At 66.8% G+C, this 19,984-nt stretch carries 13 protein-coding genes; 8 read left to right on the top strand and 5 right to left on the bottom strand.

Going from position 1 to position 19,984, the window contains the following annotated elements; genetic code table 11:
* Nucleotides 1-83: 83 nt before the first annotated feature.
* Nucleotides 84-926 carry a cytochrome c oxidase subunit II gene (coxB, locus tag ASF22_RS15325; protein WP_056265885.1) on the bottom strand — a complete coding sequence of 281 codons (843 nt, stop codon included), beginning with the start codon at nucleotides 924-926 and terminating at the stop codon, nucleotides 84-86.
* A gap of 276 nt (nucleotides 927-1,202) precedes the next feature.
* On the opposite strand from coxB, the gene ASF22_RS15320 reads away from it, so the two are divergent.
* The 6 genes from ASF22_RS15320 (at nucleotide 1,203) to ASF22_RS15295 (ending at nucleotide 8,340) form a co-directional block, all read left to right on the top strand.
* On the top strand, nucleotides 1,203-2,111 hold the full coding sequence (locus tag ASF22_RS15320) for a LysR family transcriptional regulator (RefSeq protein WP_056171667.1): 909 nt from the start codon (nucleotides 1,203-1,205) through the stop codon (nucleotides 2,109-2,111).
* A gap of 158 nt (nucleotides 2,112-2,269) precedes the next feature.
* Nucleotides 2,270-2,743, top strand: coding sequence for a formate dehydrogenase subunit gamma (locus ASF22_RS15315; RefSeq protein WP_056171665.1), 474 nt, complete (start codon nucleotides 2,270-2,272; stop codon nucleotides 2,741-2,743).
* Nucleotides 2,740-4,299, top strand: coding sequence for a formate dehydrogenase beta subunit (locus ASF22_RS15310; protein WP_056265882.1), 1,560 nt, complete (start codon nucleotides 2,740-2,742; stop codon nucleotides 4,297-4,299). Before ASF22_RS15315 ends, ASF22_RS15310 begins: the two co-directional genes overlap by 4 nt.
* 13 nt (nucleotides 4,300-4,312) lie before the next feature.
* On the top strand, nucleotides 4,313-7,174 hold the full coding sequence (gene fdhF, locus ASF22_RS15305; RefSeq protein ID WP_056171661.1) for a formate dehydrogenase subunit alpha: 2,862 nt from the start codon (nucleotides 4,313-4,315) through the stop codon (nucleotides 7,172-7,174).
* Nucleotides 7,161-8,015 (top strand): formate dehydrogenase accessory sulfurtransferase FdhD, encoded by an 855-nt coding sequence (gene fdhD, locus ASF22_RS15300; protein ID WP_056265880.1) that lies wholly within the window; start codon nucleotides 7,161-7,163, stop codon nucleotides 8,013-8,015. The genes fdhF and fdhD overlap by 14 nt, the downstream gene beginning before the upstream one ends.
* A gap of 34 nt (nucleotides 8,016-8,049) precedes the next feature.
* Nucleotides 8,050-8,340 carry a formate dehydrogenase subunit delta gene (locus tag ASF22_RS15295; RefSeq protein ID WP_056171658.1) on the top strand — a complete coding sequence of 97 codons (291 nt, stop codon included), beginning with the start codon at nucleotides 8,050-8,052 and terminating at the stop codon, nucleotides 8,338-8,340.
* 10 nt (nucleotides 8,341-8,350) lie between these two features.
* Here the strand turns inward: ASF22_RS15295 and ASF22_RS15290 are convergent, their stop codons facing one another.
* Nucleotides 8,351-9,247 carry a hypothetical protein gene (locus ASF22_RS15290; RefSeq protein WP_244474306.1) on the bottom strand — a complete coding sequence of 299 codons (897 nt, stop codon included), beginning with the start codon at nucleotides 9,245-9,247 and terminating at the stop codon, nucleotides 8,351-8,353.
* A gap of 653 nt (nucleotides 9,248-9,900) precedes the next feature.
* Here ASF22_RS15290 and gltB point away from each other — a divergent pair.
* Together gltB and ASF22_RS15280 are read left to right on the top strand one after the other, a co-directional pair.
* A complete protein-coding gene (gene gltB / locus ASF22_RS15285; protein WP_244474310.1) occupies nucleotides 9,901-14,568 on the top strand; it encodes a glutamate synthase large subunit in 4,668 nt (1,555 codons plus the stop codon).
* Nucleotides 14,569-14,772: 204 nt separating this feature from the next.
* A complete protein-coding gene (locus ASF22_RS15280) occupies nucleotides 14,773-16,203 on the top strand; it encodes a glutamate synthase subunit beta (protein WP_056265875.1) in 1,431 nt (476 codons plus the stop codon).
* Between the two features lie 18 nt (nucleotides 16,204-16,221).
* Here the strand turns inward: ASF22_RS15280 and ASF22_RS15275 are convergent, their stop codons facing one another.
* The 3 genes from ASF22_RS15275 to galE all read right to left on the bottom strand — a co-directional run bounded on the left by ASF22_RS15275 (nucleotide 16,222) and on the right by galE (nucleotide 19,866).
* Nucleotides 16,222-17,568: an SGNH family hydrolase gene (locus ASF22_RS15275; protein ID WP_056265873.1), complete on the bottom strand. Its 1,347-nt coding sequence runs from the start codon at nucleotides 17,566-17,568 to the stop codon at nucleotides 16,222-16,224.
* An 85-nt stretch (nucleotides 17,569-17,653) separates the two neighbouring features.
* On the bottom strand, nucleotides 17,654-18,796 hold the full coding sequence (locus tag ASF22_RS15270; protein WP_056266156.1) for a lytic murein transglycosylase: 1,143 nt from the start codon (nucleotides 18,794-18,796) through the stop codon (nucleotides 17,654-17,656).
* An 80-nt stretch (nucleotides 18,797-18,876) separates the two neighbouring features.
* Nucleotides 18,877-19,866 (bottom strand): UDP-glucose 4-epimerase GalE, encoded by a 990-nt coding sequence (gene galE / locus ASF22_RS15265; RefSeq protein ID WP_056171650.1) that lies wholly within the window; start codon nucleotides 19,864-19,866, stop codon nucleotides 18,877-18,879.
* Nucleotides 19,867-19,984 lie beyond the last annotated feature (118 nt).

Genomic DNA, 19,984 nt, shown 5'->3' with positions numbered 1-19,984 from the left:
ATAGACCTCAGTCCAGGTTTCTCTTGAATCTCATGAAACGAGGCCGGACCGGGCGCCCTTCGCGCCCGGTCCGGCCGGACCCGTCAGCGGGCCGCAGCGAACTTCGAGGTGTCGTTGTCGATCCGAGCGAACTTCGTCTTACCCTCGGCGAGCCACTTCGCGTACGCCTCGTCGCTCACGACCTGGACCGTGATCGGCATGTAGGCGTGACGGGCGCCGCAGAGCTCGGAGCACTGACCGTGATAGGTGCCCTCGCGCTCTGCCTTGAACCAGAACTGGTTGAGGCGGCCGGGGATGGCGTCGATCTTGAAGCCGAAGGACGGCATCGCCCAGGAATGCAGCACGTCGGCAGCGGTGACCTGGATCTTCACGATCTTGTTCACCGGCACGACCATGTCGTTGTCGGTGCCGAGCAGCTTGGGCTGCTTGTCCTCGTCGAGGTTGGCGTCGAACGTGAAGCCCCCGCCGTTCTCCACGGCCGGATACTCGTAGGACCAGTACCAGGCGTGGCCGATCACCTTCACCAGCACGTCGGCCTTCGGGTCCGAGAGCTGCGTGCGCAGCAGGCGGAACGAGGGAATCGCGACGGCGACGAGGATCAGCACCGGGACGATGGTCCAGGCCACCTCGATGAGTGTGTTGTGGGTGGTCTTCGAGGGCGTTGGGTTCGCCTTCTCGCTGAAGCGGAAGACGCAATACAGGATCAGCGCCAGCACGAAGAGCGAGATGCCGAACGAGAGCCAGTGCATGCCCTGCTCGAACGTGTGGATGTCCCGTGCATTCTCGGTGACCGGGACCTGACGGTCCATCTGCCAGGGCACGGGTTGACCGATGCCCGCCGCCAACGCGGAGGATGACGAGACGAGGACGGCGCCAAGCGCGGCAAGCCCCCATGATGACCGGTGTTGCGCCTGCGTCGTCCGCATCTGCCTCTCTCGGCTCCCCATGACGTGATCGATTGTCCCCGCGCCTCTTGCTATATTTAGACGAAAGCGCAAGTGCGTTCTGCGGGTGTTGCGGCATCCCGCGGATTTTGCCCACCTTGAATGCCGATCGGCGTGTCAGACCACATGGATTGTGGGGGCGCAACCGCAACAGCGTCGCATCGGCGGCATTCCAGCGGGTTACGCCGGGTCGGACTCGCGCGATGCGCGCGTTCCACCAAAGGGGAGTCCCGTCGTCAGGGAGGTTCGTGCCGGTCCGTGATCGAACGCCTCGAATTCATCCTCGCTCTCGCCCGCGAGCGTCATTTCGGCCGGGCCGCGCAGGTCTGCAACGTCTCGCAGCAGACCCTGTCGGCCGGCGTGAAGCAGCTCGAGGAACGCCTCGGCGTCATGCTGGTCCAGCGCGGCTCACGCTTCCAGGGCTTCACCCCGGAGGGCGAGCGGGTGCTCGAATGGGCGCGCCGCATCGTCGGGGATGCCCGTGCCATGCGGGAGGAGGTGGCGAGCCTCCGGCGCGGCCTGTCCGGGACCCTGCGGCTCGCCGCGATCCCCACGGCGACGCCCATCGTCGCAGCCCTGACGACGCCGTTCCGGATGCGCCACCCCGAGGTACGGTTCTCCGTGCACTCCACCACCTCGGGCGAGATCGGCCGCCTCATCGCCGATCTCGAGATCGATGCCGGCATCACCTACCTGGAGAACGAGCCGCTGGGACGCCTCACCGCCGTGCCGCTCTACCGCGAGCGCTACCGGCTGCTCACGGCGGTGGACGGCGTGTTCGGCGCCCGGGACTCGGTGACATGGGAGGAGGTGGCCCGCATCCCGCTCTGCCTCCTCACCCCCGACATGCAGAACCGCCGGATCATCGACCGGCACCTGACCAATGTCGGGCGGGTCTCGGCGCCGCTCCTCGAATCGAACTCGATGATCGTGCTGCTCACCCATGTCCGGACCGCGAAGTGGGCCAGCATCATGCCGGCAGTGCTGGCCGACAGCTTCCGCCTCAGCGAGCGGGTACGGGCCGTGCCCATCGTCGAGCCCGACGTCAGCCACCTTATCGGCCTCGTCGTGCCCGAGCGTGAACCGATGACGCCACTCTGCGCCGCCCTGATCGTCGAGGCCCGCGCCGCCGCATCCACCATCGCGCAGGATATTGCCTCTCTGTGAGGTTTGCCGTCCCGGCGATCTATGCCGTCGCTATGAGTTTTTGCGTTGCACAATCGGCTTTTGACAAAAATCCGTTGTCGACCAACGGAAAGGCGCGATTGATTCAAGCTCGGTGATATACCACCTTGGAACGAGAACAAGATAAACCGGGTGGAACAATGCTGCCGAACGAGCCCTGGAGCGAGCCCCGCGCCGCCGGGATCATCGCCGAACATCTTCATCTCGAAGGGGCGACCCTTCCGATCTTGCACGCCCTTCAGGAAACCTTCGGCTACGTCGACGAGGGGGCCGTACCGCTCATCGCCGACGCTTTGAACCTGTCGCGCGCCGAGATCCACGGCTGCATCACCTTCTACCACGACTTCCGCCGCGCCCCGTCGGGCAAGCATCAGGTGAAGCTGTGCCGGGCCGAGGCCTGTCAGGCCATGGGCTCGGACAAGCTCCACGCCGACATCCTCGCCCGCCTCGGGATCGATTGGCACGGCACAACTTCGGATGGGCAGGTCACCGTCGAGCCGGTCTACTGCCTCGGCCTCTGCGCCAACGGCCCCGGCGCCCTCGTGGATGACGAGCCCCTGGCCCGGCTCACCGCCGACTCCCTGGAATCGGCCCTCGCCGAGGTGAAGTCATGAGCATCACCCTCTACGTTTCCCGCGATGCCGTGGCCCTGGGACTCGGGGCCAACCGCGTCGCACGCGCCCTGTTCGCCGGTGCCGAGCGCCGGGGCCTCGACGTCACCATCGTCCGCACGGGATCGCGCGGGATGCTGTGGCTCGAGCCGATGGTCGAGGTCGGCACGCCGGACGGGCGCATCGCCTACGGTCCGGTCACCCCCGGGGATGTCGAGGCGTTGCTTGACGCCGGCCTGGTCGACGGCGGGGAGCATCCCCTGCGCCTCGGCGACCCCGAGAAGATCCCCTACCTCGCCCGCCAGCATCGCCTCACCTTCCAGCGCTGCGGCGTCGTCGATCCGGTCTCCGTCGAGGATTACCGGGCGCACGGTGGCTACAGGGGTCTGGAAGCGGCCCTGAAGCTCGATGCCGCCGGCATCGTCGCCGAGGTGCGCGAGTCCGGCCTGCGCGGGCGCGGCGGCGCCGGTTTCCCGGCCGGCATCAAGTGGAACACGGTGATGCTCGCCGCGTCGGACCAGAAATACGTGGTCTGCAACGCCGACGAGGGTGATTCCGGGACCTTCGCCGATCGCATGATGATGGAGGGCGACCCCTTCAACCTCATCGAGGGCATGACCATCGCGGGCATCGCGACGGGCGCTACGCGCGGCTACATCTACCTTCGCTCGGAATACCCGCAGGCCTTCGCGACCCTGAAGGAAGCCATCGCCAACGGGGTGAAGGCCGGATTCCTCGGCGCCGACGTCATGGGCTCCGGCAAAGCCTTCCACCTCGAAGTGCGCCTCGGCGCCGGCGCCTATATCTGCGGCGAAGAGACCTCGCTGCTGGAGAGCCTCGAAGGCCGTCGCGGCATCGTCCGCGCCAAGCCGCCGATCCCGGCGCTCAAGGGCTTCCTCGGCCAGCCGACACTGGTCAACAACGTGATGACCTTCACGGCCGTGCCCTACATCCTCGAGTACGGCGCCAAGGCCTATGCGGAATACGGCATGGGCCGGTCGCTCGGCACGCTGGCGATCCAGCTCGCCGGCAACATCAAGCATGGCGGTCTCATCGAGTACGCCTTCGGCATCACCCTCCGGGAGATCATCGAGGATTTCGGCGGCGGCACGCAGAGCGGCCGTCCGGTGCGCGCGGTTCAGGTCGGTGGCCCGCTCGGGGCTTACTTTCCCGATCACCTCCTCGACACGCCCCTCGATTACGAGGCGATGGCGGCCAAGAAGGGCCTCGTCGGCCACGGCGGCATCGTGGTGTTCGACGACACCGTGGACATGGCCAAGCAGGCGCGCTTCGCCTTCGAGTTCTGCGCGGTGGAATCCTGCGGCAAGTGCACCCCCTGCCGCATCGGCGCGACGCGCGGCGTGGAGACCATGGACAAGGTCATCGCCGGCACGGACACCCAGCGCAATCTGGCCGTCATTTCAGACCTTTGCGACGTCATGACCGACGGGTCGCTCTGCGCCATGGGCGGGCTCACCCCAATGCCCGTCATGAGCGCAATCACCCATTTCCCCGAGGATTTCGAGCGTGGCGGACACATGTCCGTCGCCGCCGAGTAAGGAGGCGCGACCCATGGCCCTCATCAAAGAGATCGATTACGGCACCCCGATCCGGGTGTCCGAGCAGACCGTGACGCTCACCATCGACGGTATGCACGTCACAGTGCCGGCCGGCACCTCCGTCATGGCCGCCGCCATGCACGCCGGCACGCAGATCCCGAAGCTCTGCGCCACCGATTCGCTGGAAGCCTTTGGCTCCTGCCGCCTTTGCCTCGTGGAGATCGAGGGCCGGCGCGGTACCCCCGCCTCCTGCACCACCCCGGCCGAGAACGGCATGGTGGTCTCGACGCAGACGGACAAGCTGGCCAAGCTCCGAAAGGGCGTGATGGAGCTCTACATCTCCGATCACCCCCTCGACTGCCTGACTTGCGCGGCCAACGGCGATTGCGAGTTGCAGGACATGGCCGGCGCGGTCGGCCTACGCGACGTGCGCTACGGCTACGACGGCGCCAACCACGTCAAGCCGTCCTCGGACCAGTACCTGCCGAAGGACACCTCGAACCCCTACTTCACCTACGATCCGTCGAAGTGCATCGTCTGCAATCGCTGCGTCCGCGCGTGTGAAGAGGTGCAGGGCACCTTCGCGCTCACCATCGAGGGCCGCGGCTTCGACAGCCGCGTCGCCGCCGGCCCGACGAACTTCATGGAGTCCGAGTGCGTGTCCTGCGGCGCCTGCGTGCAGGCCTGCCCTACGGCGACGCTCCAGGAGAAGTCGATCATCGAGCACGGCCAGCCCGATCACTCCGAGATCACCACCTGCGCCTATTGCGGCGTCGGCTGCTCGTTCAAGGCCGAGATGCAGGGCACCCGCGTGGTGCGGATGGTTCCCTACAAGGGCGGCAAGGCCAACGAGGGCCATAGCTGCGTGAAGGGACGCTTCGCCTACGGCTACGCCACCCACAAGGACCGCATCACCAAGCCGATGATCCGCGACAAGATCACGGACCCCTGGCAGGAAGTGTCGTGGGAGGTCGCCATCGACCGCGCCGCGTCCGAGTTCAAGCGCATCCAGAAGACATACGGCAAGGATTCGGTCGGCGGCATCACCTCGTCGCGCTGCACTAACGAGGAGGCTTACCTCGTCCAGAAGCTGGTCCGCGCCGCCTTCGGCAACAACAACGTCGACACCTGCGCCCGCGTCTGCCACTCGCCTACCGGCTACGGCCTGATGTCGACGCTGGGCACCTCGGCCGGCACCCAGGACTTCGCCTCGGTGGCGCATTCCGACGTCATCCTGGTCATCGGCGCCAACCCCACCGACGGCCACCCTGTCTTCGGCTCGCGGATGAAGAAGCGCCTCCGGGAAGGGGCAAAACTCATCGTCGCGGACCCGAGAAAAATCGATCTGGTGAAGTCGCCCCACGTCAAAGCCGACTTCCACCTGCCCCTGAAGCCCGGCTCCAACGTCGCCTTCATCAACTCGATGGCGCACGTCATCGTCACCGAGGGGCTGATCGACGAGGCCTACGTTCGCGAGCGCTGCGATCTCGGCGACTTCGAGGCCTGGGCGCGGTTCGTCGCCGACGAGCGCCACTCGCCCGAGGCCCAGGAGCGCTTCACCGGCATCGATCCGGCCGAGCTCCGGGGTGCCGCTCGCCTCTACGCCAAGGGTGGCGCGGCCGGCATCTATTACGGTCTCGGCGTGACCGAGCACAGCCAGGGCTCGACCATGGTCATGGGCATGGCCAACATCGCCATGGCCACCGGCAACATCGGCATGCTGGGCGCAGGCGTGAATCCGCTCCGCGGTCAGAACAACGTCCAGGGTTCGTGCGACATGGGTTCGTTCCCGCACGAACTGCCGGGCTACCGCCATGTCTCCGACGACGCGACCCGCGAGACCTTCGAATCCCTGTGGGGCGTCTCGCTCGACAAGGATCCTGGCCTGCGCATCACCAACATGCTCGACGAGGCCGTCGATGGCGCCTTCAAGGGCATGTACATCCAGGGTGAGGACATCGCCCAGTCCGACCCCGATACGCACCACGTCACAGCCGGCCTGATGGCGATGGAGTGCATCGTCATCCAGGACATCTTCCTCAACGAGACGGCAAAGTACGCCCATGTCTTCCTTCCGGGCGCTTCGTTCCTCGAAAAGGACGGCACCTTCACCAATGCCGAGCGCCGTATTTCCCGCGTGCGCAAGGTGATGCCGCCGCTCTCCGGCGTTGGCGACTGGGAGGGCACGATGCTGCTCTCGAACGCCCTGGGCTACCCGATGAACTACAGTCACCCGTCCGAGATCATGGACGAGATCGCCTCGCTCACCCCGAGCTTCAAGGGTGTGAGCTTCGCCAAGATCGACGAACTCGGCTCGATCCAGTGGCCGTGCAACGACGCGGCGCCGCGTGGCACGCCGATGATGCACGTCGACCGTTTCGTGCGGGGCTTGGGCAAGTTCATGATCACCGAGTACGTACCGACCGAGGAGCGCACGGGTCCGCGCTTCCCGCTCATCCTCACCACCGGGCGTATCCTGTCGCAGTACAATGTCGGCGCTCAGACCCGCCGCACTGAGAACTCGCGCTGGCACGAGGAGGACGTGCTGGAGATCCATCCGTTCGACGCCGAGGTGCGCGGCGTCGTCGACGGCGACCTCGTGGCGCTGGAAAGCCGCTCGGGCGACATCGCCCTCAAGGCCGTGGTCTCCGAGCGGATGCAACCGGGCGTGGTCTACACCACGTTCCACCATGCCAAGACCGGCGCCAACGTCATCACCACGGACTACTCGGACTGGGCCACCAACTGCCCCGAGTACAAGGTGACGGCGGTGCAGGTCCGGCGCACCAACCGGCCTTCCGATTGGCAGGCGAAGTTCTATGAAGAGGACTTCTCCCTGACCCGTATCGCGACCCAGTTGAATGCTGCCGAGTAGCCAGGACCTGAACGAGAACGACGCGCCGGCCGAGACCGCCCGGCGCGTCAAGACCTTGGTCGTCGCGTACGACGATCCCGCGGCCCGGCCGGGCGAGCGCGACCTCGCTGTCGAGATGCCGGTCAACCTCGTCTACGGCAGCGTGCCGTACGCGGTGATGATGACGACGCCGGCCGACCTCGTGGATTTTGCCTACGGGTTCAGCCTCACGGAGGGCATCGTGGCCTCGGCCGGCGAGATCCGGGACGTCACGGTCGAGATCGCCGATGGAGGCCTGCGCCTCCTCGTCGACCTCGCTCCGGGGCGCCTTCGTGAGCACCTTGCCCGCAAACGTGCCATCAGTGGCCGGACCGGTTGCGGCGTATGCGGGATCGACGATCTCTCCGCACTTCCCATGGCCGAAGCTCGCGTCGATGGGGCGGGCAGTGTCGGAATCGCCGCTATCGAACGGGCTCTCACCACACTCGGTGAGGCACAGGTGCTGAATCGTCGGACCCGCGCGGTTCACGCCGCCGCCTGGGCCAATCTCGACGGGTCCCTCTTCGCGATAAGGGAGGATGTCGGGCGTCACAACGGCCTCGACAAACTCATCGGCGCTCTGATGCGCGAGCGGATCGATCCGGCGACCGGTTTCCTCGTGATCACGAGCCGTTGCTCGTTCGAGATGGTCGAAAAGGCGGCCAGCCTCGGCGCGTCGATCCTCGTTGCCATCTCCGCTCCGACATCGCTGGCCATCGACCGGGCGCGGCTGCACGGCATGACCCTCTGCGCTATCGCCCGCTCCGACACCCTCACGGTCTTTCACGGTCGCGAGCGTTTGATCCTCGCCCCGTCTCTCTGATCGATCCTGCAACGCAAACGACGCGAGCGTCCCCATGAGCGCCATGACATCCGATCAGAAACTCGTCCGCATGGCGAACCAGATCGCCACCTTCTTCCGCTCGTATCCGGACGACGAGGCTGTTGCCGGCATCCACAAGCACATCGTGGCGTTCTGGACTCCCAAGATGCGCCACGCCCTCGTCGCTTTCGGCCCCACGGAAGGGAGTGGGCTCGATCCGCTCGCACTCCAGGCGATCACCGAGAAGCCTCAGGCAGAGAGCCCCGTGCGCGCTGCCACCCGGGACCCCGCGCTTCAGGGCGCCGGCGCGAGCGACGCCGGCTGACTGGGGGACGTCAGTCTTTGGCTGGCTCGCTCGGCGGTGTTGCCCCCGGCACGATGGTGGCGCCGCCGATCACCCGAACCGACTTCTTCTGATCCGCGGGTGGGTCCTTCCACGCTTTAGGCGCCTTCGCGTCGATTTGCGGCTGCATGGCAGCTGGTGTCGGCGCAGTGGCGTTCGTCGCTGGCGTCACGGACTTCGGGGCTTCGAGGGAGGCAGCCGCCGGCTCCCGCACTTCCGGCTTTGACGAAGGTGTCTCGGACAGGCGGGGTGCCTGCGGGGTGATCCGGCTAGCGGCCGGCTTCGGCGGAGGATTGAGCCGGACCACCTTACCCGGAGCTTGGGGGGGGATTTGAGCTTGCGACGGCGCGTCGGGATTCAAGCCCATTGGATTGCGGTCCAGCGGTTCGGCTCGGCCCACCCGAACGGCATCGAGCGGCGCGCGGCGAAGCGCTGCATTCGGAACGGTGCTGGGCGGTATGATTCGCTCCGCTTCACGGACGGGACGGCGCGGAACCGCCTCCTCCTCGGTCCAACCGTATCCCGGCGCCGGCCGCGCAACGCGCACCGGCGGCGAGGCGAAGGCGACGTTCAGACGTTGGCGACGAAGGATTGCGCCATCGTGGGCATCGACGAACACGCGCACGCGCTCGCCGTAGGGGTCGTCGGCTTCGACGACGTAGGCGCGACCGTCGAATTGGGGTCGGGTGACGGCAGTGAATCCGTGGTCGTTCAGTCGCCAGACCACGGCGCGCGGCGGCATCGGCATGTCGCGGTCGTCAAAATACTGCGCCATGGCGATTCCCGATCCGAAGACGGACAGGGTGAGGCCGCACAGTATCTTTGAGAGGCGCGGCATTGACGCGCGCGGACGGGGCTTGCTGCGCTGGTTCTGACCACGCACGATCATGAGGCCTCGTTCAGAAGGTTCGATCCGGAGGCCCGCTGTTGGCGCGGGTCCTCCGGTGGGTCTCCGCCAGGGCCTCGCCCCCGCATGCCGCTTGTGCCCGGCAAGGTCCTGTTAAGCGTGGGATTGGGGCGGGAATGCGAGGGCTTCGAGGCGGGTTTCTGTCGGGGTATGCCGAAGCAGGACTCGATCCAAACCCGTACCTGCGGCAACGGAGCGGGCCGTGAAACGTTCGCGCGCGCGGAAAAGGCTTACAAGCCGTCGGAACGGGCCTTGCTGGAGCGTTTAAAATCTGTCACTTTCCGTCGTTAGGACAGCAACGCTGTCCCATTTCCGGGGTAGTGACTTCCTGGATGGCCAAGGATCTCCGCGGGTGACGTTTCCGGCGAACAAACGAGATTCGAAGACGATCGCCATCGTGGCGATCCGGGTCCGCGTGGCTTGAGACCAAGCCGGCGTCGTGCCCGCGGGTCGCGGGCGCTTCCTCACCGAAGTCCCGCTGACAAACAGATCCGCTGAGAGCCGACGTCGTCGAGAGGATGCACCCGGGAGCCGTTTGGCGCTTGGGCACGAAACATGCTCGCAAGCGAGCACGTCGGAGGCGAGGAATGGTGAGCGTGGTCGCATCTGCTGAATTCGGGGCGCTTCAGGCGTCCATTCCAGCCACCCGAGACGGCGGTGCGCCGCTCGTCGTGCGGGATCAGGCGCTGCCCAAGGCTCAGGGGTTGTACGATCCTGCCCGCGAAGGCGATGCCTGCGGTGTCGGCTTCGTCGCCGACATGCACGATCGCCGGACCCACGCCATCGTCGTACAAGGGCTTCAAATCCTGAAGAACCTCGACCATCGCGGCGCCGTGGGCGCCGATCCTAAGATGGGCGACGGTTGTGGCATCCTCACGCAGATTCCGCATGCCTTCTTCACGGCCGAGTGCGCCACGCTCGGTATCACCCTGCCGGAGCCGGGCCATTACGGCATCGGCCAGTTCTTCCTGCCGAAGGACGACGAGGCGCGGCGGCTCATCGAGGAGATCGTCGAGAAGGCCCTGGCCGAGGAGGGCCTGCCGCTGCTCGGCTGGCGCGACGTTCCCGTGGACCCGAGCGACCTCGGGGTGATGGTCAAGGAGACCGAGCCCCACCACCGCCAGGTTTTCATCGGCCGCCCGGCCGCCATCACGGACGAGGACGCTTTCGAGCGCCGCCTCTTCACCGTCCGCAAGGTGATCTCGAACAAGGTCTACGGCCTCAAGGACCCGCGGGCCGACGTCTATTATCCCGTCTCGCTGTCGACCCGGACCATCGTCTACAAGGGCATGGTGCTGGTGACCCAGCTCGGCGACTATTATCGCGACCTGCAGGACGAGCGTTACGTCTCGGGCCTCGCCCTCGTGCATCAGCGCTTCGCCACCAACACCTTCCCGACCTGGCGCCTGTCGCACCCCTACCGGATGGTCGCGCATAACGGCGAGATCAACACCCTGCGGGGCAACGTCAACTGGATGGCTGCGCGCCAGGCCAGCGTCGATTCCGAGCTGTTCGGCAACGACATCTCGAAGCTGTGGCCGATCTCCTACGAGGGTCAGTCCGACACCGCGTGCTTCGACAATGCCCTCGAATTCCTCGTGCAGGGCGGCTACTCGCTGGCCCACGCCATGATGATGCTGATCCCCGAGGCGTGGGCGGGCAATCCGCTCATGAACGAGGAGCGCAAGGCGTTCTACGAATACCACGCCGCCCTGATGGAGCCGTGGGACGGTCCGGCCGCCGTGTGCTTCACCGACGGCCGCCAGATCGGCGCGACGCTGGACCGCAACGGCCTGCGTCCCGCGCGCTACCTCGTCACCGACGACGGCCTCGTGGTGCTCGCCTCCGAAATGGGCGTGCTGCCGATCCCCGACGAGAAGATCGTTGAGTCCTGGCGTTTGCAGCCGGGCCGGATGCTGCTCATCGATCTGGAGAAGGGCCGCATCGTCTCCGACGAGGAGATCAAGAGCGAGCTCGCCGCAGCCCACCCCTATGCCGAGTGGGTGAAGAACACCCAGATCGTGCTGGAGGACCTGAAGCCCGTGATCCCGCGCGCCTCGCGCTCGGACGTGTCGCTGCTCGATCGCCAGCAGGCGTTCGGCTACAGCCAGGAAGACCTCAAGCTGCTCATGGCGCCCATGGCCGTGACCGGCCAGGAGGCGGTGGGTTCCATGGGCACCGACACGCCGCTCTCGGCCCTCTCGGACAAGCCGAAGTCGCTCTACTCCTACTTCAAGCAGAACTTCGCGCAGGTCACCAACCCGCCCATCGACCCGATCCGCGAGGAGGCTGTCATGAGCCTCGTCTCGTTCATCGGTCCGCGCCCGAACCTCCTCGACATGGAAGGCGCATCCCGCAAGAAGCGCCTGGAAGTCCGGCAGCCGATCCTCACCAACGGCGATCTCGAGAAGATCCGCTCGATCTCGCACTTCGAGGACCGGTTCGACACGAAGACCCTCGACATGACCTTCCCGGCCGAGACCGGGGCGGCCGCCATGGAGGGCGCCGTCGACCGCCTGTGCGACCGGGCCGAGGTCGCCGTGCGCGGTGGCTACAACATCATCATCCTGTCGGATCGCGGCGTCGGCCCCGATCGAATCGCGATTCCCGCGCTCCTCGCCACGGCCGCCGTACACAACTACCTCATCCGCAAGGGGCTTCGCACCTCCGTGGGTCTCGTGGTGGAATCGGGCGAGCCACGCGAAGTGCACCACTTCGCGTGTCTCGCCGGCTACGGCGCCGAGGCGATCAACCCCTACCTCGCCTTCGAGACGCTGATCGCGATGAAGGACGAGTTCCCGCCGGACCTGACCCCGGACGAGATCGTCTACCGCTACATCAAGTCCATCGATAAGGGCCTGCTCAAGGTCATGTCCAAGATGGGCATCTCGACCTACCAGTCCTATTGCGGTGCGCAGATCTTCGACGCCATCGGCCTGAACTCGGCCTTCGTCGCGCGGGACTTCTTCGGAACCGCCACCACCATCGAGGGCATCGGCATGGCCGAGGTCGCCGAGGAGACGGCGCGCCGTCACACCGACGCGTTCGGCGATGCACCGGTCTACCGCACGGCGCTGGATGTGGGCGGCGAGTACGCCTACCGCCTGCGCGGCGAGAGCCACACTTGGACGCCGGATTCCGTGGCGACGCTCCAGCACGCCGTGCGCCTCGGCCTTCCCGAGCGCTACCGCGAATACGCCCGCCTCGTGAACGAGCAGGAGAGCCACCTCAAGACCATCCGGGGCCTGTTCCGCATCAAGCAGGCGGCTGAACTCGGCCGCGAACCCGTCGCCATCGAGGCGGTCGAACCGGCCGTAAACATCGTCAAGCGCTTCGCCACGGGCGCCATGTCGTACGGCTCCATCTCCAAGGAAGCACACGAAACCTTGGCCATCGCCGTGAATTCGTTCGGCGGCCGCTCGAATTCGGGCGAGGGCGGCGAGGAGGTCGAGCGCTTCAAGCCCATGGCCGATGGGCGTTCGCGCCGCTCGGCGATCAAGCAGGTGGCGTCCGGCCGCTTCGGCGTGACGACGGAATATCTCGTCAACGCCGATATGATGCAGATCAAGGTCTCGCAGGGCGCCAAGCCCGGCGAAGGCGGCCAGCTGCCCGGTCACAAGGTCGACGCCAAGATCGCCAAGGTCCGCTACGCCACCCCGGGCGTCGGCCTGATCTCACCGCCGCCGCACCACGACATCTATTCCATCGAGGATCTCGCCCAGCTCATCTTCGACTTAAAGAACGTCAACCCGGATGCCGACGTCTCGGTAAAGCTGGTGTCGGAAGTCGGCGTCGGCACCGTGGCGACTGGTGTCGCCAAGGCACGGGCCGACCACATCACCATCTCGGGATTCGATGGCGGCACGGGCGCGGCGCCGCTCACCTCCATCAAGCACGCCGGTGGTCCGTGGGAGACGGGTCTCGCCGAGACCCAGCAGACCCTTGTGCTGAGCCACCTGCGCGGCCGCGTGGTGCTTCAGGCCGATGGCGGCATCCGCACAGGTCGCGACGTCCTCGTCGCGGCGCTGCTCGGTGCCGACCAGTTCGGCTTTTCCACCGCGCCGCTCATCGCCGCCGGCTGCATCATGATGCGCAAGTGCCACCTGAACACCTGCCCGGTGGGTGTGGCGACGCAGGACCCCGTCCTGCGCAAGCGCTTCAAGGGCACGCCCGAGCATGTGGTCAACTACTTCTTCTTCGTCGCCGAGGAGTTGCGCGAGCTCATGGCAGCCATGGGCTACACCAAGCTCGAAGACCTCATTGGCCGGGCGGACTTCCTCGATACCCTCGAGGTGATCAAGCACTGGAAGGCGAAGGGCCTCGATTTCTCGAAGCTGTTCCACCGTCCGGACGTGCCGGCGCACGTGGCGATCCGGCATACGGAGAAGCAGAAGCACCCCATCGACGACGTCCTGGATCTGCGCCTCATTGCCGGTGCCAGGGCGGCGCTCGAGAGCGGCGAGGCTGTCGTGGTCGAGGATGTGATCAAGAATTCGGATCGCACCGCCGGCGCCATGCTGTCCGGCGCCGTGGCCAAGCGCTACGGCCACGAGGGGCTTCCCGACGACACCATCCGGGTGAACCTGTCGGGCACCGCCGGTCAGAGCTTCGGTGCCTGGCTCGCCGCAGGCGTCACCGTGGTGCTGACGGGCCATGCCAACGACTACGTCGGCAAGGGCCTGTCGGGCGGCAAGCTCATCATCCGCCCGTCCGACGCTCTGCGGGCGCCGTCCGCGCACACGATCATGGCCGGCAACACCGTGCTGTACGGCGCCATTGCGGGCGAGGCCTACATCCGGGGCTCGGCCGGCGAGCGCTTCGCCGTGCGCAACTCTGGCGCCATCGCGGTGGTCGAGGGCATGGGCGACCATGGCTGCGAGTACATGACGGGCGGCGTCGTCGTCTCCATTGGCGAGACCGGGCGCAACTTCGCGGCCGGCATGTCGGGCGGCATCGCCTACGTCCTCGATGCCGATGGCTCCTTCTCGGCCCGCTGCAATCTGTCCATGGTCGATCTCGAGCCCATCGAGGAGGAGGACGACCTGATGCGTCGCTTCCATCAGGACGGCGACCTCGAGACCAAAGGCCGCGTCGATATCCTTGCCGACATGTCGGGCCACGACGAGGAGCGCCTGAGCCAACTCATCACCAACCACCTGAAGTACACGGGCTCCCCGCGTGCCAAGGAAATTCTCGACGATTGGGCCGGCTACCGCACCAAGTTCGTCAAGGTGATGCCGGTCGAGTACCGCCGGGCACTGCGCGAGATGGAAATGGCGCGGATGCCTGTGGCAGCCGAGTAGGCTCCGCACTGCAGACCCGTGTCGTAACCCGACACGATCGTCGCTCGGGTGATCCTACCCAGAGGGTGGCGGTTTGCGCGACCGGGCGAACGACATGAGAAGCGAGCTGGCGAAGATGCCGGTTCGGAGGAAGAAAGCGGAACAGGCCGATCCGGCCGCTTTCCGTGCGACGGATCAGACAGACTCGCGAAAGACAGTCAGACGATGGGCAAGGTCACGGGTTTCCTCGAATTCGACCGGCAGGAGCAGAAGTATCAGCTCGCCGCCGACCGCGTGCGGCATTTTCGTGAGTTCACGCTGCCGCTGGACGAGCATGACCTGAAAAAGCAGGCGGCCCGCTGCATGGATTGCGGCATTCCGTTCTGCCACGGGGATACCGGCTGCCCGGTCCACAACCAGATTCCGGACTGGAACGAGCTCGTGTTCCAGTCGGATTGGGAAGAGGCGGCGCGCAACCTGCACTCCACGAACAACTTTCCCGAGTTCACCGGCCGCATCTGCCCTGCGCCCTGCGAGGAGGCCTGCACGCTGAACCTCGAGAATCAGCCTGTGGCGATCAAGACCATCGAGCAGGCCATCGCCGATCGCGCCTGGAACAACGGATGGGTCAAGCCCGAGCCGGCCAGCCACAAGACCGGCAAGAAGGTTGCGGTCATCGGGTCCGGTCCCGCCGGCATGGCCGCGGCGCAGCAGCTCGCTCGCGTCGGCCACGAGGTCCATGTCTTCGAGCGTGAGCCGAAGGCCGGTGGCCTGCTGCGCTACGGCATCCCCGACTTCAAGATGGAGAAGCGCCATATCGACCGGCGTGTGAAGCAGATGGAGGCGGAGGGCGTCCGCTTCCACTACGGCGTGAATGTCGGCGTGACGAAGCCCCTCGACGAGCTCTCGGCCGAGCACGACGCGGTTCTGTTCGCCGGAGGCGCAGAAGACCCGCGTAACCCGCAGCTGCCGGGTCAGGACCTGATCGGCGTGCACTACGCCATGCCGTTCCTCGTCCAGTCCAACCGCCGGGTCGGGGCGGAGCCGATGCCGGGCAACGGCGAACAGCCGATCCTCGCAACGGCGAAGAACGTCGTCGTCATCGGCGGCGGCGACACGGCGTCCGATTGCGTCGGGACCTCGTTCCGCCAGGGCGCCCTGTCTGTGACGCAGCTCGATATCCGCCCGCGTCCGCCGGAGCGCGAGGACAAGCTCTCGGTCTGGCCGTACTGGCCGACGAAGATGCGAACCTCGTCGAGCCAGGCCGAGGGCGCCGAGCGCGAGTTCCAGGCGGCGACCCTGCGTCTCGAAGGCAAGAAGGGTAAGCTCACCGGCGTGGTCTGCACCCGCGTCGACGAGAAGCGCCAGCCCGTCCCGGGCGGCGAGTTCGTGCTGCCGGCCGATCTCGTCTTCCTGGCGATCGGCTTCGCCGGCTCCGTTCGTAAGGGCTTGCTGGAAGAATCCGGTGTGACCATGGACAAGCGTGGCAACGTCACTGCCGACACCGTCGATTATCGGACCTCGAACGAAAAGATCTACGTCGCCGGCGACATGCGCCGTGGGCAATCTCTCGTGGTGTGGGCGATCCGCGAGGGCCGGCAGGCCGCGCGGTCCATCGACGAGGCGCTCATGGGCGCCAGCGTCCTGCCGCGATAGGAAAGCAGGGGCGCCGGTTCAGCCCGGCGGCCAGCGGAAGTCGTCTGCCCGCCCCGGTTGCGTCACGGGTGCGGCACCCCGTAGGAGTGCCCGCTCGACGTTGCCGGATGGATCGGCGTCGCGGGGCCGCCCGCTGATAAGCGTTCCTCCAGGCGCGAGTTCAGCCCTTCCAAGCGGAATCACCGGCCCGGCGGCCGGTTTGACCGGCAGGGCCGGGATGCCGGGTGGCTCTGGGAGACTCGGCAGCATGGCGGTGATCTGGCGGTCGATGGCCGCCGCATCGTCGAGGCGAGGAGCCTCACCCTCGGCCGGTACAGCGGGAGCGGTTGCGACCGGGACGGCCGGCGTCGCGCTCGTCCCCATCATCCGCTTCAACTCGACATCGGCGAAGTGCGCGAGTTTGCGCGCGCCGGCCTTGGTGAAATGGACGCCGTCGCCAGCGCGCAGCTTCGCCTCCTGTCCGTCGAGATCCGGCCCCGTGGCGGCGTAGCGGTTGCGGTCGTCGACGAAACCCGGCCAGATATCGACGTAGGTCTGACCCGCTTTGGCAACGCGCTCGCGGGCGATATCGTTGATTTCGGCGAGATCCTTGGTGAGGGATTCGCTGCGCATCGGCGGCACTCCGACCCAGATCAGCGGGATCTTGTGGTCGGAGAACACCTTCACCAGGGCTTCGACGCGCTCCCCGTAGATCTGGCGCCAACGTTCGCTAAGGGGCTCGATGGTCTGGTCGCCATCCCGGATCGGTTGACGGTCGTTCGCACCGACCATCACCAGCGCATACGCGACCTTCGGAGTGGACTTGAGGGTGTCCTCGACGGCCTTCGGCCAATCCACGATATCCTTGCGTACCAGGCCACTGTCGGCGCGCGATCGGTCGACGATGCCGATCTCGGTGTTGTCCTCGAACACATCGGTGAGTCCGGTGCCGAGGGAGCCGGCCAGGGAATCCCCGAATACCGCGATCCGGGTGGCGGGCTCGGCCTTGGGCACGGTGGGCTTCGGCTGCGCGATGACCGGCGCCGGGCGCGGCTTGCGCCGGACCGCACGAGGATCGTCGGCATAGGTGGGCGTGCGCGGCCGCGGCGTCGGGCGAATGGTCGGCGTCGGCGCCGGCTGTGCCTGCTGGGGCCGGTCCTCCCACGGCCAATAGAACTGGCGCGGTGCTTCCTGCGGCGGCGGCGCGTAACGACGGTTCGACTGCCGGGCGCCATAGCCGCCGTCGTCGCGGTAATACTCCCGCGCCCTTCGCGAAGGCGCGTCGTAGGAATCGCCCCATTGCGCAGCGGCGGGCGGGGCCGCACCGAGGAGCAGGACGAGGCCAACGAGGGAGGACCAAGCCGCGCGAGGTGTCGGCAGCGTCATGACGAACCTTCTCGAGAACCGGACGGGCCGGTGCGGTAGACCTAATCCTAACCGAGGACGGGCCCTCGGTCTAAGGGCAACGTCGTCAGGGACGGTGCTTCAGGTGTTCGAGGAGCGCGGGTGTCGCGTAACCATCGGCCGGCAATCCTTGCTCGATCTGATAGCGGCGTACCGCCTCGCGCAGTTTCGGCCCGGCCCGGCCGTCGGGCTCGCCGGCATAGAGCTTTCGGGCGGACAGGCCCGTCTGCAGGGCCTGGAGGCCGGCTTTGTCGAGGCGGGCCGCGTCGCTCGGCCATGGCGCGACGAGGGAAGGTCCCCCGGCGAGACGGTCGGCGAGGTGGCCGACGGCGAGGGCGTAGGAGTCGGAGGTGTTGTAGGCCCGCACCACCTCGAAATTGTCGGTGATCAGGAAGACCGGCCCCCCGAGGCCTCCGGGCAGGAAAAGGCTGGCGTTTCCCGAGGACGGCAGGGGCGCGTTATCTGTTCGGCGCACGCCCCGCCGGGCAAAGTCCGACAGGTCGGCTCGGTAGGCCGTCAGGTCGAAGCCCGGCGGCAGTGTGACGGCATAACCCCAGGAGAGGGCCGGATTCCAGCCGAGGGACTTCAGGTAGTTCGCGATCGAGGCCAAGGCGTCGGCCTGCGAGCCCCAGATGTCTCGGTGGCCGTCGCCGTCGAAATCGACGGCATGGGCGAGGAAACTCGAGGGCAGGAACTGGACTTGCCCCATCGCCCCGGCCCAGGAACCTTTCATCCCGGACGGCGCGATGTCGCCGCGTTCCAGGATCGTGAGCGCCGCCAGGAGTTCATCTCGGAATAGGGTGCCGCGGAATCCCGCCTGAGCCAGTGTGGCGAGCGCCCGGACCGTCGGCACCGTGCCGGCGCTGGCGCCAAAATCGGACTCGACCCCCCAGAATGCCAGGACGATCCAGCGCGGTACGCCGAAGCGTGCCTCGATCGCCGCGAGGGTGGGGGCGAGGCGCGCCGCCTGTGCCTGTCCACGTGCGATGCGGCCCGGAGAGACCGCGCCGACGAGATACTCCCAGACGGGACGGGCGAACTCGCCCTGGCGCCGGGTGCGTGCGAGGACATCCGGGTCCGCCGTGGTCACACCGGAGAAGGCCGCGGCAAAGGTCCTGGGCGAGACCCCGCGGCTGAGGGCGTCGGGGCGCAGTGCTTCGATGAAGGCACGGAGATCCGTTGGCGCCGGAGGCTTCTCCGCTGCGGGCAGCTTCGAAGTGGGCTTCGTGGGCTCGGACCTCGCGGTACCGCAGGCCGCGAACAGAAGCACGACGGCGAGGCGAAGGCCCCTCACGTGCGGTTGCGCTTCGTCAGGGCATCCTCCCAGGCGAGCGCCTGGCCGACGATCCCTTCGAGACTGGCATGGCGCGGCGTCCAGCCTAACCCCCGGATCCGGTCCGCCTGGGCGATGATCCGCGCCGGGTCGCCAGGACGGCGCGGGCACAGCCGAACCTCGAAATCCTTGCCGGACACGCGTTTGACCACCTCGATGACGTCGAGGACGGAGTAGCCCTGGCCGTAGCCGCAATTCATGGTCAGACTCTCGCCGCCGCCGCGCAGGTGGTCGAGGGCGACTCGGTGCGCCTCGGCGAGGTCCGAGACCTGGATGTAATCCCGCAGGCACGATCCGTCCGGCGTCGGGTAGTCGGTGCCGTAGACGTCGAGGTGGCTGCGCTGACCGAGGGCGGCTTGCGTCGCGACCTTGATGAGATGGGTCGCGTTCGGGGTCGACTGTCCGGTGCGTCCGCGCGGGTCCGCACCCGCGACGTTGAAGTAGCGCAGAATCACGTAGGTGAAGCCGTGCGCCCTCGCGGCATCGGCGATCATCCACTCGCTCATGAGCTTGGAACGCCCATAGGGATTGATCGGAGCGGTCGTGAGATCTTCCGGCACGGGTACGATATCGGGCTCGCCGTAGACGGCTGCCGTGGACGAGAAGATGACGTGGCGGACGCCTTCACGCACGGCCGTCTCGATGAGGGCGCGGGTTTTGACCGTGTTGGCGAGGTAGTAGCCCAGGGGATCGGCGACGGAATCCGGAACGACGATGCGCGCGGCGAAATGCGCCAAGGCGTCGATGCCATGTTCGCGGATGATGCCGGCCACCAGTGTCTGATCGGCGATATCACCGGTGACGAGGGTCACTTCCGGCGGCAGGGCCCAGTCGAAGCCCGTCGAGAGATCGTCGAGCACCACGACACTCTCATGACCTGCGTCGAGCAGGGCCAGAACCATGTGGCTACCGATATAGCCCGCCCCACCCGTCACCAGAACAGCCATGCCGACATCCCCAAGCAGATTGCGCAAGAGTGGTCACCGGGTCTGCATCGAAAACCTCCGGTTCACCAACTCTTAAGCGGGTGAGGCGTTGGCTGGCCGATGCGAACCTGCTCAGGAC

Origin of the sequence: Methylobacterium sp. Leaf87 (genome assembly GCF_001422775.1) — a bacterium.
Classification (GTDB): Bacteria; Pseudomonadota; Alphaproteobacteria; order Rhizobiales; family Beijerinckiaceae; genus Methylobacterium.
Note: the sequence above shows the minus strand (reverse complement) of the source record. Positions and strands in the feature narration are given on the sequence as shown.

Coding starts and splice junctions, on each gene's coding strand:
- coxB (WP_056265885.1), bottom strand. CDS start 926: ATGCGGACGACGCAGGCGCAACACCGGTCATCATGGGGGCTTGCCGCG.
- ASF22_RS15315 (WP_056171665.1), top strand. CDS start 2,270: ATGCTGCCGAACGAGCCCTGGAGCGAGCCCCGCGCCGCCGGGATCATC.
- ASF22_RS15310 (WP_056265882.1), top strand. CDS start 2,740: ATGAGCATCACCCTCTACGTTTCCCGCGATGCCGTGGCCCTGGGACTC.
- fdhF (WP_056171661.1), top strand. CDS start 4,313: ATGGCCCTCATCAAAGAGATCGATTACGGCACCCCGATCCGGGTGTCC.
- fdhD (WP_056265880.1), top strand. CDS start 7,161: ATGCTGCCGAGTAGCCAGGACCTGAACGAGAACGACGCGCCGGCCGAG.
- ASF22_RS15295 (WP_056171658.1), top strand. CDS start 8,050: ATGAGCGCCATGACATCCGATCAGAAACTCGTCCGCATGGCGAACCAG.
- ASF22_RS15290 (WP_244474306.1), bottom strand. CDS start 9,247: ATGATCGTGCGTGGTCAGAACCAGCGCAGCAAGCCCCGTCCGCGCGCG.
- ASF22_RS15280 (WP_056265875.1), top strand. CDS start 14,773: ATGGGCAAGGTCACGGGTTTCCTCGAATTCGACCGGCAGGAGCAGAAG.
- ASF22_RS15275 (WP_056265873.1), bottom strand. CDS start 17,568: ATGACGCTGCCGACACCTCGCGCGGCTTGGTCCTCCCTCGTTGGCCTC.
- galE (WP_056171650.1), bottom strand. CDS start 19,866: ATGGCTGTTCTGGTGACGGGTGGGGCGGGCTATATCGGTAGCCACATG.